This window comes from Escherichia sp. WS1368 (genome assembly GCF_046487485.1).
Lineage (GTDB): Bacteria > Pseudomonadota > Gammaproteobacteria > Enterobacterales > Enterobacteriaceae > Escherichia > Escherichia coli.
In genome coordinates this window covers 788,249-801,259 of sequence record NZ_JBJQJI010000001.1, presented here as the reverse complement: position 1 = coordinate 801,259, position 13,011 = coordinate 788,249, and the positions used below count along the sequence as shown (strand labels likewise).

Annotated in this window: 14 protein-coding genes; 6 read left to right on the top strand and 8 right to left on the bottom strand. The window is 51.1% G+C overall.

What is annotated here, in order from left to right; translation table 11 throughout:
* Window positions 1–84 precede the first annotated feature (84 nt).
* From tcyN to ACJHYD_RS03820, 7 genes are all read right to left on the bottom strand, one after another.
* Window positions 85–837 (bottom strand): L-cystine ABC transporter ATP-binding protein TcyN, encoded by a 753-nt coding sequence (gene tcyN, locus ACJHYD_RS03850; RefSeq protein WP_001272994.1) that lies wholly within the window; start codon window positions 835–837, stop codon window positions 85–87.
* Window positions 834–1,502 (bottom strand): cystine ABC transporter permease, encoded by a 669-nt coding sequence (tcyL, locus tag ACJHYD_RS03845; protein ID WP_001158231.1) that lies wholly within the window; start codon window positions 1,500–1,502, stop codon window positions 834–836. The genes tcyN and tcyL overlap by 4 nt, the downstream gene beginning before the upstream one ends.
* Window positions 1,503–1,516: 14 nt before the next feature.
* Entirely contained in the window at window positions 1,517–2,503 is a 987-nt protein-coding gene (gene dcyD / locus ACJHYD_RS03840; RefSeq protein ID WP_021561318.1) for a D-cysteine desulfhydrase, read from the bottom strand.
* Window positions 2,504–2,607: 104 nt separating this feature from the next.
* The gene (gene tcyJ / locus ACJHYD_RS03835) at window positions 2,608–3,408 is read right to left on the bottom strand and encodes a cystine ABC transporter substrate-binding protein (protein WP_001295643.1); all 801 of its coding nucleotides are present in this window, start codon (window positions 3,406–3,408) and stop codon (window positions 2,608–2,610) included.
* An 87-nt stretch (window positions 3,409–3,495) separates the two neighbouring features.
* Window positions 3,496–4,047 (bottom strand): flagella biosynthesis regulatory protein FliZ, encoded by a 552-nt coding sequence (fliZ, locus tag ACJHYD_RS03830; RefSeq protein WP_021561319.1) that lies wholly within the window; start codon window positions 4,045–4,047, stop codon window positions 3,496–3,498.
* A 45-nt stretch (window positions 4,048–4,092) separates the two neighbouring features.
* The gene (fliA, locus tag ACJHYD_RS03825) at window positions 4,093–4,812 is read right to left on the bottom strand and encodes an RNA polymerase sigma factor FliA (RefSeq protein WP_001087469.1); all 720 of its coding nucleotides are present in this window, start codon (window positions 4,810–4,812) and stop codon (window positions 4,093–4,095) included.
* Window positions 4,813–5,131: 319 nt separating this feature from the next.
* Window positions 5,132–6,820: a FliC/FljB family flagellin gene (locus tag ACJHYD_RS03820; RefSeq protein ID WP_021561320.1), complete on the bottom strand. Its 1,689-nt coding sequence runs from the start codon at window positions 6,818–6,820 to the stop codon at window positions 5,132–5,134.
* Between the two features lie 265 nt (window positions 6,821–7,085).
* On the opposite strand from ACJHYD_RS03820, the gene fliD reads away from it, so the two are divergent.
* The 4 genes from fliD to amyA all read left to right on the top strand — a co-directional run bounded on the left by fliD (window position 7,086) and on the right by amyA (window position 10,857).
* On the top strand, window positions 7,086–8,492 hold the full coding sequence (gene fliD / locus ACJHYD_RS03815; protein WP_000146793.1) for a flagellar filament capping protein FliD: 1,407 nt from the start codon (window positions 7,086–7,088) through the stop codon (window positions 8,490–8,492).
* Between the two features lie 24 nt (window positions 8,493–8,516).
* Window positions 8,517–8,927 (top strand): flagellar export chaperone FliS, encoded by a 411-nt coding sequence (gene fliS, locus ACJHYD_RS03810; protein ID WP_000270663.1) that lies wholly within the window; start codon window positions 8,517–8,519, stop codon window positions 8,925–8,927.
* Window positions 8,927–9,292, top strand: coding sequence for a flagella biosynthesis regulatory protein FliT (gene fliT / locus ACJHYD_RS03805; RefSeq protein ID WP_001015036.1), 366 nt, complete (start codon window positions 8,927–8,929; stop codon window positions 9,290–9,292). The genes fliS and fliT overlap by 1 nt, the downstream gene beginning before the upstream one ends.
* A gap of 77 nt (window positions 9,293–9,369) precedes the next feature.
* Complete coding sequence (gene amyA / locus ACJHYD_RS03800) at window positions 9,370–10,857, top strand: alpha-amylase (RefSeq protein ID WP_001245699.1); 1,488 nt, start codon at window positions 9,370–9,372, stop codon at window positions 10,855–10,857.
* A gap of 33 nt (window positions 10,858–10,890) precedes the next feature.
* On the opposite strand, the gene yedD is transcribed toward amyA, so the two are convergent.
* A complete protein-coding gene (gene yedD, locus ACJHYD_RS03795; protein WP_001295642.1) occupies window positions 10,891–11,304 on the bottom strand; it encodes a lipoprotein YedD in 414 nt (137 codons plus the stop codon).
* Window positions 11,305–11,490: 186 nt separating this feature from the next.
* Here yedD and yedE point away from each other — a divergent pair, with 186 nt between their 5' ends.
* Window positions 11,491–12,696 (top strand): selenium metabolism membrane protein YedE/FdhT, encoded by a 1,206-nt coding sequence (yedE, locus tag ACJHYD_RS03790; RefSeq protein ID WP_000118897.1) that lies wholly within the window; start codon window positions 11,491–11,493, stop codon window positions 12,694–12,696.
* Window positions 12,693–12,926, top strand: a complete 234-nt coding sequence (gene yedF / locus ACJHYD_RS03785; RefSeq protein WP_000790504.1) for a sulfurtransferase-like selenium metabolism protein YedF — start codon at window positions 12,693–12,695, stop codon at window positions 12,924–12,926. The genes yedE and yedF overlap by 4 nt, the downstream gene beginning before the upstream one ends.
* Window positions 12,927–13,011 lie beyond the last annotated feature (85 nt).

Genomic DNA, 13,011 nt, shown 5'->3' with positions numbered 1-13,011 from the left:
TATGCTGATTTGTTAAGCAGTTTTATCACGTTTGAAGTGACGTCCCGCCCCGACTGGTAAATCGTCGGGGCTGATTTTTTCTTATTATTGCAGCAGAAACTTCTCGAGGAACTGGCGGGTGCGAGGCTGCTGGGGATCGGCAAATAACGCTTTTGCTGCCCCCTGCTCAACTATCCGCCCCTGGTCCATAAAGATCGCCCGGTCCGCAACATCCCGGGCAAAGCTCATTTCGTGCGTCACAATCACCATCGTGCGCTTTTCCTGCGCCAGCTGACGGATGGTGTTCAGGACTTCGCCCACCAGCTCTGGATCCAGCGCCGACGTTGGCTCGTCAAACAAAATCACCTCAGGACGCATAGCCAGCGCTCGCGCAATCGCGACACGCTGCTGTTGACCGCCAGACAAACGACGTGGATAGCTGGTTTCTTTACCTGCCAGCCCAACTTTCGCCAGCAGCTCGCGAGCGCGCGCCGTGGCCTCTTCTTTTGGTTCGCCTTTGACGATCACCGGCCCTTCAATAATGTTTTCCAGCACCGTACGATGCGGAAACAAATTAAAGTTCTGGAAGACAAACCCGACGTGCTGACGCAACTGGCGAATCAGCGATTTTTGCTGACTTAATGAACGTGCAGTATCAATGGTGATATCGCCAACGGTGATGGTTCCCGCTTCCGGTTGTTCCAGCAGATTTATGCTGCGTAGCAACGTGGTTTTGCCGGAACCACTTGGACCGATAATTGCCACTACTTCGCCAGGCTTCACCTCAAGGTCGATACCGTGCAGCACCGTCTGACCGTGGAATTTTTTCACCAGGTTCTTAACTTCAATGGCACTCATTTTGGTTCTCTCTCCTGGCGATTAAGTTGATTCTCGAAATGGTTCTGCAACGTCGATAACACTGTCGCCATGATCCAGTAGATGAGCGAAGCCGCCAGATACATGGTGAACACCTCCAGCGTACGCGAGGTAATCAACTGCGCCTGACGGAACAGCTCCGGCACCTGGATTGTCGCGGCCAGCGACGTATCTTTTACCAGGCTGATAAAGCTGTTCGACAGCGGCGGCAACGCCACCCGCGCCGCCTGTGGCAAAATCGCGCGACGCATGGTCTGCCACGGCGTCATACCAATACTGGCAGCAGCTTCCCACTGACCTTTATCAATAGAAGAAATGGCGGCGCGCAGCGTTTCGGCAGCATAGGCGGCAGTGTTTAGCGACAGACCAATCATTGCTGACGGAATGGGATCTAGTTCGATGCCAAACTGCGGCAAGCCGTAATAGATCATAAACAGTTGTGCGATGAGTGGCGTACCACGAAAAATAGAGATATAAAAACGCGCCAGCCAGCGCACGGGCCAGATTGGCGAAAGGCGCATCAGCGCGAGAACAAACCCTAGCAGTAAGCCAAAAAACATGCCGCCGATACTGAGTTGCAGCGTATACCCAGCCCCTTTCAGCAGGAACGGCAAGGAATCAATAACCAGTTGTATACTTTCTTGCATGAGCGTTTCCGGAGCTAAACGTGGGGATGATAGGCGAACAGCGCAGGCACGCCGCCGGTATGAATAAACAGAATCGGCCCTTCATCTTTGAAGCGTTTCTGACTGATACCGTCAATCAGCCCCGCCATCGCTTTTCCGGTATACACAGGATCAAGCAGAATGCCTTCCAGCCGCGCCAGCAATTTCACTGCTTCCATGCCTTCGTCGTTCGGCACGCCGTAGCCAGGTGCAAAATAGTCATCCCAGAGTAAAATTTCCGCTGATGCGGTCAGCTCCAGTTCTTTCGCAATCGCCTGTTGGAGGTTAACCACTTTCGGCAATTGATCGGCAACGGAACGCGACACGGTCACGCCAATCAGTTCGCTTTCAGGCATCAGGTGTTCCAGCCCAACAGCCAGTCCGGCGTGAGTTCCGGCACTACCCGACGCGACCACCACCGACGAAATATTAACTGCCCCTTCACACTGTTGCGCAATTTCCAGCGCACTCTCCACATAACCCAATGCGCCCAAAGCATTAGAACCGCCAACCGGAATGACATACGGGCGAAAGCCTTGTGCTTCGACTCGCGTCGCCAGCTCTTCCAGTTGGGCATTGGGATCGGTCAGTGCGTCGCACATTTCAATCTGGGTATTGAACAGATCCAGCAACAAACGATTGCCGTTGGTTAAATAGTTTTCTGCGGTTGTGCCAATAGGATTTTCCAGCAGCGCCACGCAGTGCAGGCCGAGTTTCGCAGCGACTGCGGCAGTCTGGCGCACATGGTTAGACTGGATCGCCCCGGCAGTAATCAGCGTATCGGCACCTTCGCGCAGAGCATCTGCCGCGAGAAATTCCAGCTTACGTAATTTATTGCCGCCCATTGCCATGGGAGTGACGTCATCCCGTTTGATGAAAATTTCCCGTCCAAGATAATCAGAAAAGCGCGGCAGATATTCGAGCGGCGTTGGCGCGCCGATAAACTCCAGCCGTGGAAAACGGGTTAAATTATGCAGTGGCATAACAGCCTCCGATGTGTGTTGTTGTGATTTTCTTATTATGCACGCTGAAAACGCGTAAATAAAAAAGGCGCTAGTGAAAGCGCCCTTTTTTGTCATTATGCTGATTATTTGGTCACATCAGCACCAAACCATTTTTCGGAAAGGGCTTGCAGAGTGCCATCTTTTTGCATTTCCGCAATTGCATCATTCACCGCTTTCAGCAGGTCTTCATTTCCTTTACGCAGCGCCACACCAGACTCCTGACGGGAGAATGCTTCACCGGTTACTGCCAGCGTATCGTTGGTTTTCTTCACCAGATCCAGCGCCGCCAGACGGTCAACGAGGATCGCATCGATACGGCCTACGCGCAGATCCTGATATTTGGTCGGGTCATCATCATAGGTACGCACATCGACGCCCTGAACATTCTGACGCAGCCACTCTTCATAGTTGGTGCCCAGACCGACACCCACTTTTTTGCCTTTCAGATCAGCAGCCGTTTTAATGGTGCCTTCGTTACCTTTTTTCACCAGCGCCTGAATACCGGAAATGGTGTACGGGGTAGAGAAATCGTATTTTTTCTTGCGCTCGTCAGAAATGGTGACCTGATTAATCACCACATCAATGCGTTTAGAGTCCAGCGACGCCAGCATACCGTCCCATTTGGTCGGTTTTAGTGACGCCTCAACGCCAAGATGTTTTGCCAGCTGTTGGGCAAATTCCACTTCAAAACCGGTTAATTTGCCGTCATCCCCCTGAAAACTGAACGGCGGATAAGTTCCTTCCAGCCCTACCAGCAGCGTGCCGCGCTCTTTGACTTTATTAAGCAGACCTTCATCTGCAAAACTTTTAACGCTCATGCCCGCAACCAGCGCCACGGCCATCACACCCATCAATGCCTGACGTCCCAGATGTGCTAATTTCATATTCACCCCGAATGTTGTTATGTCTGTTTGCAGTGTAGAGCCATTGTTTGTAAACACAAAAACAACTCCGCTACATCTTATTCTTATTTAATATATATCAGAAGCTGGCAGACTGGAGGATTTCTGCACAAGTCCGGTACACGTTTGACGCTGATAGTGTTGATACTTCCGTAACGCAATGCGGTAATTGTTGGTGCTGGTGGTGGGCAGCCACGGGGCGAGGATTTCATCAAGGAAACCGTCCTGCAGCTGATCGAGGGAAATATTTTGCCCGTGTAGATGATTACCCAAACGGCGCAGACGAACGACATATTCACGCACCGTACCTGGGCTCATTTCAGTTTGCTCAAAAAGAAATTGCTTAAAGCCGATAATATCGAAAAAATCACTTTGCGTTTTGCAATGTAAATCACCGCAGAATCGGCACAATGCCGCCCATGATTTTTGTTCCACTTGCCAGCCATTTTCATCAAGCAGCATGTCCAGGCGGGAAATCTCGATTTTATTCACTATTTTGCCGTCGCGAACGAGGGTAATGCGGTCGAGTAATTTACGGCAATGCGCGCAATGGGTCTGGCTGTGTTTAAAGTCTTTAAGATAGCGGCTTAATGGCCGTCTTTTCAGGTGCTGCACCATCATTAAGAACTCCTGGTAGTCAAAATTAAAGTGCGGCATTTACTGACGTTATAACTTACCCAGTTTAGTGCGTAACCGTTTAATGGCCTGGCTGTGTAACTGACTGACCCGCGATTCCCCGACCTCCAGCACCGAGCCAATCTCTTTGAGATTCAGCTCTTCCTGGTAATAGAGGGTTAATACCAGTTTTTCGCGCTCCGGCAACGTTTCGATAGCTTCCATCACCCGCTGGCGCAGATTACTGTCCAGCAGCTGTTGTAGCGGGTTTTCTCGCTGATGATCATCAGTAACCAGTTCAATGCTATCGCCGTGCTCTTCGCGCCACTCATCGTAGGAGAAGAGCTGGCTGTTATTGGTGTCGAGCAACATTTGGCGATAATCGGCAATATCGATCCCTAAACGTTCCGCTACCTCAGTTTCCGTGGCGTTGCGGCCAAGTTCCTGCTCCAGTTGCCCTATTGCCTGTGCCACTTCACGCGCGTTGCGTCGCACGCTGCGCGGCACCCAGTCACGGCTGCGAAGTTCATCCAGCATAGCGCCACGGATACGCTGCACTGCGTAAGTTGTAAATGCCGTTCCTTGTAGGGCGTCATAGCGTTCGACGGCATTAAGTAACCCAATGCCGCCCGCCTGTAGCAGATCGTCAAGTTCCACGCTCGCGGGCAGTCGAACCTGCAGGCGCAATGCTTCGTGACGCACCAGCGGGACATAACGCTGCCACAGCGAGTGTTTATCCATTACACCTTCAGCGGTATAGAGTGAATTCACGATAAACAGCCCTGCGTTATATGAGTTATCGGCATGATTATCCGTTTCTGCAGGGTTTTTAATCGGACGATTAGTGGGTGAAATGAGGGGTTATTTGGGGGTTACCGGTAAATTGCGGACAGAAAAAACCCCGCCGGTGGCGGGGAAGTACGTTGCTGACAAGTTACCATTCATGTTGCCGGATGTGGCGTAAACGCCTTATCCGGCCTACAAAAATGTGCAAATTCAATAAATTGCAATTCACCTTGTAGGCCTGATAAGCGCAGCGCATCAGGCAATTTTGCGTTGCCGTCAGTCTCAGTTAATCAGGTTACGACGATTAACCCTGCAGCAGAGACAGAACCTGCTGCGGTACCTGGTTAGCTTTTGCCAGCACGGAGTTACCGGCCTGCTGGATGATCTGCGCTTTCGACATGTTGGACACTTCGGTCGCATAGTCGGCGTCCTGAATACGGGACTGCGCTTCGGACAGGTTGGTAGTGGTGTTGTTCAGGTTGGTGACCGCGGAATCCAGACGGTTCTGGATAGCACCCAGGGATGAACGGAACTTATCGATCTGGCTGATTGCGTCATCCAGAGCGGCCAGCGGATCGGTGGTGGTTGCGGCTTTGGTTGCAGCGTCGGTAGTGAAATCACCATCCGCTTCTACATAGACCGCTTTACCTGAACCGTTGGTTACAGAGCCATCTTTCTGCAGATACAGTTTAGTGGTGTTATCAGTAGTCAGGGAACCATCTTTGCTGGTGTAGGACTGAGCAGTAGTCCCGCCGATAGTCACTTTACCATCAGTACCTACGGTCAGACCTGTAGCGCCAGTACCAACAGTAAAGCCCGTAGATTTAGTTGCTGACTGCAGAGAATCAGCACTGATACGAACACCGGTCAGACCAATATTACCGTTAGCAGCAATATCAATATTAGTGCCATCTTCAGTAGTGATGGTTGAAGCAACACTAGAGCTCTGAAGGCCGGTCAGAGTAGCCAGATCAGCAGAGGTCAAGCCAGCACTGTTCTGAGTCAGGTTACCTGTATTGTCGATATATAATGCAGAACCATCTTTTGCTGTAATCTTACCATCACTGGCCAGAACGACATCAACCGATGTCGTACCAACGGTTACTTTCAGATTTGCAGTATCACCTGCTTTCGGCGTCAGGAAGGACTGAACCTGGGCTGCAGTATTATTGGCGCTTGAAGCTACGTTGTAAGTGAAGTCGCCTTTTACTGAGTCATAAGTATAGTCATTGGAAGTCAGCGCACTGGAATCACCGAAGCCATTATTAATGGTTGCAGTAATTGCAGAAGTCGGAGCACTGCCGTCTTTGATGCTAGCAATAACATCTGCAGCAGTGGATTCTTTATAACCAGCACTGACAGTATAAGTAACTGTACCATTTGCGTCTGCTGCACTGGGTGCAGAGAGTTGAGCAGCGGTTAAATCAGCTTTAGTTGCTGCAGTATTCGCCACAGAACCAGAACCGTTAACGTTAAAACCTGTCAGGTTCAAGGTAGAAGAGTCAATCTTCTTCAGGTCGATAGTGATGGTCTGGCCATCGTTCGCGCCAACCTGAATTTTCATGGAACCGTCTTTTGCCAGCACGTTCACGCCGTTGAACTGGGTCTGACCGGATACGCGGTCAATTTCGTCCAGACGGGATTTAATTTCGTCCTGGATAGAGTCCAGGTCAGACTGGGAGTTGGTACCGGTGGTCGCCTGAACGGTCAGTTCACGCACACGCTGTAAGTTGTTGTTGATTTCGGACAGCGCGCCTTCGGTGGTCTGTGCAACAGAAATACCGTCGTTGGCGTTACGTGCAGCCTGAGTCAGGCCTTTAATATTAGAAGTAAAACGGTTAGCAATCGCCTGACCTGCGGCGTCATCCTTCGCGCTGTTAATACGCAAGCCAGAAGACAGACGCTCGATAGAACTCGACAGCGCAGACTGGTTCTTGTTGATATTATTTTGAGTGATCAGCGAGAGGCTGTTGGTATTAATGACTTGTGCCATGATTCGTTATCCTATATTGCAAGTCGTTGATTACGTATTGGGTTTCCACCCGTCGGCTCAATCGCCGTCAACCCTGTTATCGTCTGTCGTAAAACAACCTTTAGAATTTTTTTCACAAACAGCCATTTTTTGTTAGTCGCCGAAATACTCTTTTCTCTGCCCCTTATTCCCGCTATTAAAAAAAACAATTAAACGTAAACTTTGCGCAATTCAGGCCGATAACCCCGGTATTCGTTTTACGTGTCGAAAGATAAAAGGAAATCGCATGGCAAGTATTTCATCGCTGGGAGTCGGGTCAGGTCTGGATTTAAGTTCAATCCTTGATAGCCTCACCGCCGCGCAAAAAGCGACGCTAACCCCCATTTCAAATCAGCAATCGTCGTTTACCGCTAAACTTAGCGCCTACGGTACGCTGAAAAGCGCGCTGACGACTTTCCAGACCGCCAATACTGCATTGTCTAAAGCCGATCTTTTTTCCGCCACCAGCACCACCAGCAGCACCACCGCATTCAGTGCCACCACTGCGGGTAACGCCATCGCCGGGAAATACACCATCAGTGTCACCCATCTGGCGCAGGCGCAAACCCTGACCACGCGCACCACCAGAGACGATACGAAAACGGCGATCGCCACCAGCGACAGCAAACTCACCATTCAACAAGGCGGCGACAAAGAGCCGATCACCATTGATATCAGCGCGGCTAACTCGTCGTTAAGCGGGATCCGTGATGCCATCAACAACGCAAAAGCAGGTGTAAGCGCAAGCATCATTAACGTGGGTAACGGTGAATATCGTCTGTCAGTCACATCGAATGACACCGGCCTTGATAATGCGATGACGCTCTCGGTTAGCGGTGATGATGCGCTACAAAGTTTTATGGGCTATGACGCCAGTGCCAGCAGCAACGGCATGGAGGTCTCGGTCGCCGCCCAGAATGCGCAGCTGACGGTCAACAACGTCGCCATTGAGAACAGCAGCAACACCATCAGCGACGCGCTGGAAAACATCACCCTGAACCTGAACGATGTCACCACGGGCAACCAGACGCTAACCATCACTCAGGACACCTCCAAAGCGCAAACGGCGATTAAAGACTGGGTGAATGCCTATAACTCGCTAATAGATACCTTCAGCAGCCTGACCAAATACACCGCCGTAGATGCGGGAGCTGATAGCCAGAGTTCTAGCAATGGCGCACTGCTCGGCGACTCCACGTTGCGGACGATTCAGACGCAGTTGAAATCGATGCTGAGTAATACCGTTAGTTCTTCCAACTATAAAACGTTGGCGCAGATTGGTATCACGACCGATCCCAGCGATGGCAAACTGGAACTGGATGCCGACAAACTCACCGCTGCACTGAAAAAAGATGCCAGCGGCGTAGGTGCATTGATTGTTGGCGATGGTAAAAAAACCGGCATCACAACCACCATCGGCAGCAACCTGACCAGTTGGCTTTCGACAACGGGCATTATTAAAGCCGCTACCGATGGCGTTAGTAAGACCCTGAATAAGTTAACTAAAGACTACAACGCCGCCAGCGATCGCATTGATGCGCAGGTCGCTCGCTACAAAGAACAATTTACCCAACTGGACGTTTTAATGACCTCGTTAAATAGCACCAGCAGCTACTTAACGCAGCAGTTCGAAAACAACAGTAATTCCAAGTAATCATTATTTATCGGGAGACAGGTCATGTACGCGGCAAAAGGCACCCAGGCCTATGCACAAATTGGCGTCGAAAGCGCCGTAATGAGCGCCAGCCAGCAGCAGTTGGTCACCATGCTATTTGATGGAGTGCTGAGCGCACTGGTTAGAGCGCGCCTGTTTATGCAGGACAACAATCAGCAAGGCAAAGGCGTCTCTTTGTCAAAAGCGATCAACATCATTGAGAACGGGCTGCGAGTGAGTCTTGATGAAGAGAGCAAAGACGAACTAACCCAAAACTTGATTGCTCTTTATAGCTATATGGTCAGGCGCTTGCTGCAAGCCAATTTACGCAACGATGTCTCCGCAGTCGAAGAAGTGGAAGCATTAATGCGCAATATTGCCGATGCCTGGAAAGAGTCTTTACTCTCCCCTTCTTTGATTCAGGACCCAGTCTGATGAACCATGCACCGCATTTGTATTTCGCCTGGCAACAACTCGTCGAAAAAAGCCAGCTCATGTTACGCCTGGCAACAGAAGAACAGTGGGACGAACTCATCGCCAGCGAAATGGCGTATGTGAATGCGGTGCAGGAGATTGCACACCTGACTGAAGAGGTTGAGCCGTCCACCACGATGCAGGAGCAACTCCGCCCGATGCTGCGCCTGATTCTCGACAACGAAAGCAAGGTAAAGCAGTTATTACAGATTCGGATGGATGAACTGGCGAAACTGGTCGGTCAGTCATCGGTGCAAAAATCGGTGTTAAGTGCCTATGGTGATCAGGGCGGCTTTGTGCTGGCTCCGCAGGATAACCTCTTTTGAATCTTAACGAGCCGATGGCTCGCGAATAATCCGATTACGGCTACGCTTCTAATGTTCCCCTTGAATGGAGTCGAAGAATGCGTAATCCCACGCTGTTACAATGTTTTCACTGGTATTACCCGGAAGGCGGTAAGCTCTGGCCTGAACTGGCCGAGCGCGCCGACGGTTTTAATGATATTGGTATCAATATGGTCTGGTTGCCGCCCGCCTATAAAGGCGCATCGGGCGGGTATTCGGTCGGCTACGACTCCTATGATTTATTTGATTTAGGCGAGTTTGATCAGAAAGGCAGCATCCCTACTAAATATGGCGATAAAGCACAACTGCTGGCCGCCATTGACGCCCTGAAACGTAATGACATTGCGGTGCTGCTGGACGTGGTAGTCAACCACAAAATGGGGGCGGATGAAAAAGAAGCTATTCGCGTGCAGCGCGTTAATGCTGACGACCGTACGCAAATTGATGAAGAAATCATTGAATGCGAAGGCTGGACGCGTTACACCTTCCCCGCGCGTGCCGGGCAATACTCGCAGTTTATCTGGGATTTCAAATGTTTTAGCGGTATCGACCATATCGAAAACCCTGATGAAGATGGCATTTTTAAAATTGTTAACGACTACACCGGCGAAGGCTGGAACGATCAGGTTGATGATGAACTCGGTAATTTCGATTATCTGATGGGCGAGAATATCGATTTTCGCAATCATGCCGTGACGGAAGAGATTAAATACTGGGCGCGCTGGGTGATGGAACAAACGCAATGCGACGGTTTTCGTCTTGATGCGGTCAAACATATTCCGGCGTGGTTTTATAAAGAGTGGATCGAACACGTACAAGAAGTTGCACCAAAGCCGCTATTTATTGTGGCTGAATACTGGTCGCATGAAGTCGATAAACTGCAAACGTATATTGATCAGGTGGAAGGCAAAACCATGCTGTTCGATGCACCGCTGCAGATGAAATTCCATGAAGCATCGCGCATGGGGCGCGACTACGACATGACGCAGATTTTCACGGGTACATTAGTGGAAGCCGATCCTTTTCACGCCGTAACCCTCGTTGCCAACCACGACACCCAACCGTTGCAAGCCCTCGAAGCCCCCGTCGAACCGTGGTTTAAACCGCTGGCGTATGCTCTAATTTTGTTGCGGGAAAATGGCGTTCCTTCGGTGTTCTATCCTGACCTCTATGGCGCGCATTACGAAGATGTTGGCGGTGACGGGCAAACCTATCCGATAGATATGCCAATAATCGAACAGCTTGATGAGTTAATTCTCGCCCGTCAGCGTTTCGCCCACGGTGTACAGACGTTATTTTTCGACCATCCGAACTGCATTGCCTTTAGCCGCAGTGGCACTGACGAATATCCCGGCTGCGTGGTGGTCATGTCGAACGGGGATGATGGCGAAAAAACCATTCATCTGGGAGAGAATTACGGCAATAAAACCTGGCGTGATTTTCTGGGGAATCGGCAAGAGAGCGTAGTGACCGACGAAAACGGCGAAGCGACCTTCTTTTGCAACGGCGGCAGCGTCAGCGTGTGGGTTATCGAAGAGGTGATTTAAATTCATCCCCGGCGGCAAGCCGGGGAGATTTCATTACGGCAGTGGCGTCGGTAACGGCGCTTTATCCAGCGCGGCGGCACACTCTGCCGTCGGGCGATCCACACGCTCCATCGTCATACCATCGTACTCAATGGTGTTACCGTCACGCTCAACCTCGTACAGCTCACGTTTTACGGTAACGTTAGTGAGATCATCTGACATCAATGTCAACTTGCCCGGCACGGCAATCACCCGCTGCCACTGACGGCAATCCAGAGTATCGCCCTCTTTAGTGACAATCAGGCTGCCTATCGCTTCCGGACTGACCAGCGCACGTTGCGGCCCTTTGGTCTGCCAGTAGCCCGCCAGCCAGTCCGGCGCGGGGGTTTTCACGACATTGTTATAGTTTTCGACTTCGGCACAGCCCGCCAGCAACATGAGCGCGCCTGCAATTGCGAGTTTTTTCATCATTCGTCCTGCATGAGAAGAAAAGAGGATTGTGGCATTAAAGCCCTGATGTCGCCAGCCTTTCCAGGTTCAGAGAGAAATTTGATCTAACTATTATTTTTGTGAATTATTACCCCGAAAATAAATTTGCATGGTGTATGATTCGCGACTCCTGTTTCAAACCTTCTGAGTTCAGAGGCTACATTCATGTCATGGCAGCAATTCAAACACGCCTGGTTGATTAAATTCTGGGCGCCCATCCCTGCGGTCATCGCGGCGGGTATTCTCTCCACTTACTATTTTGGCATCACTGGCACCTTTTGGGCTGTCACGGGTGAATTTACCCGTTGGGGCGGTCAGCTCCTGCAGCTGTTCGGCGTCCATGCTGAAGAGTGGGGTTATTTTAAAATTATCCATCTGGAAGGATCGCCATTAACCCGCATCGACGGGATGATGATCCTCGGTATGTTTGGCGGCTGCTTTGCTGCAGCGCTGTGGGCCAACAATGTCAAACTACGCATGCCACGCAGCCGTATCCGCATTATGCAAGCCATTATTGGCGGCATTATCGCTGGTTTTGGCGCGCGTCTGGCAATGGGCTGTAACCTGGCGGCGTTCTTTACCGGCATTCCTCAGTTCTCGCTGCATGCCTGGTTCTTTGCCATCGCCACTGCCATTGGTTCATGGTTTGGCGCGCGCTTTACCCTGCTGCCCATCTTCCGTATTCCCGTGAAAATGCAGAAAGTTTCTGCCGCCTCACCGCTGACGCAAAAACCGGATCAGGCGCGGCGTCGTTTTCGTCTCGGGATGCTGGTCTTTTTCGGCATGCTGGGCTGGGCACTGCTGACGGCGATGAACCAACCAAAACTGGGGCTGGCAATGCTGTTTGGCGTCGGCTTTGGTTTACTGATTGAACGTGCGCAAATCTGCTTTACTTCGGCGTTCCGCGATATGTGGATCACCGGACGTACCCATATGGCGAAAGCAATCATTATCGGTATGGCGGTGAGTGCCATCGGGATCTTCAGTTACGTGCAGTTAGGCGTTGAACCCAAAATCATGTGGGCGGGACCAAACGCGGTAATTGGTGGTTTACTGTTTGGTTTTGGCATCGTGCTGGCAGGCGGCTGCGAAACCGGCTGGATGTACCGCGCGGTAGAAGGCCAGGTGCACTACTGGTGGGTCGGTCTGGGCAACGTGATCGGCTCAACGATTCTGGCGTATTACTGGGATGATTTCGCTCCGGCGCTGGCCACCGACTGGGACAAAATCAACCTACTGAAAACCTTTGGTCCGATGGGTGGCCTGCTGGTGACATATTTGCTGTTGTTTGCTGCGCTGATGTTGATTATCGGCTGGGAAAAACGCTTCTTCCGCCGTGCGGCACCGCAGACTGCTAAGGAGATCGCATGAAAAATATCGTTCCTGATTACCGCCTTGATATGGTGGGTGAACCCTGCCCTTATCCGGCAGTCGCAACCCTTGAGGCGATGCCGCAATTAAAAAAAGGTGAGATCCTAGAAGTTGTGAGCGACTGTCCGCAGTCGATCAATAATATTCCACTGGATGCGCGTAATCACGGCTATACGGTGCTGGATATTCAGCAAGACGGGCCGACCATTCGTTATTTAATTCAGAAGTAATCCCTCATTCCCGCTGTGGCCCACAGCGGGAACATCGTTGCCTCTGACACATAGATTTTACCCGCCCCCTCTCCTATTCTTTTCA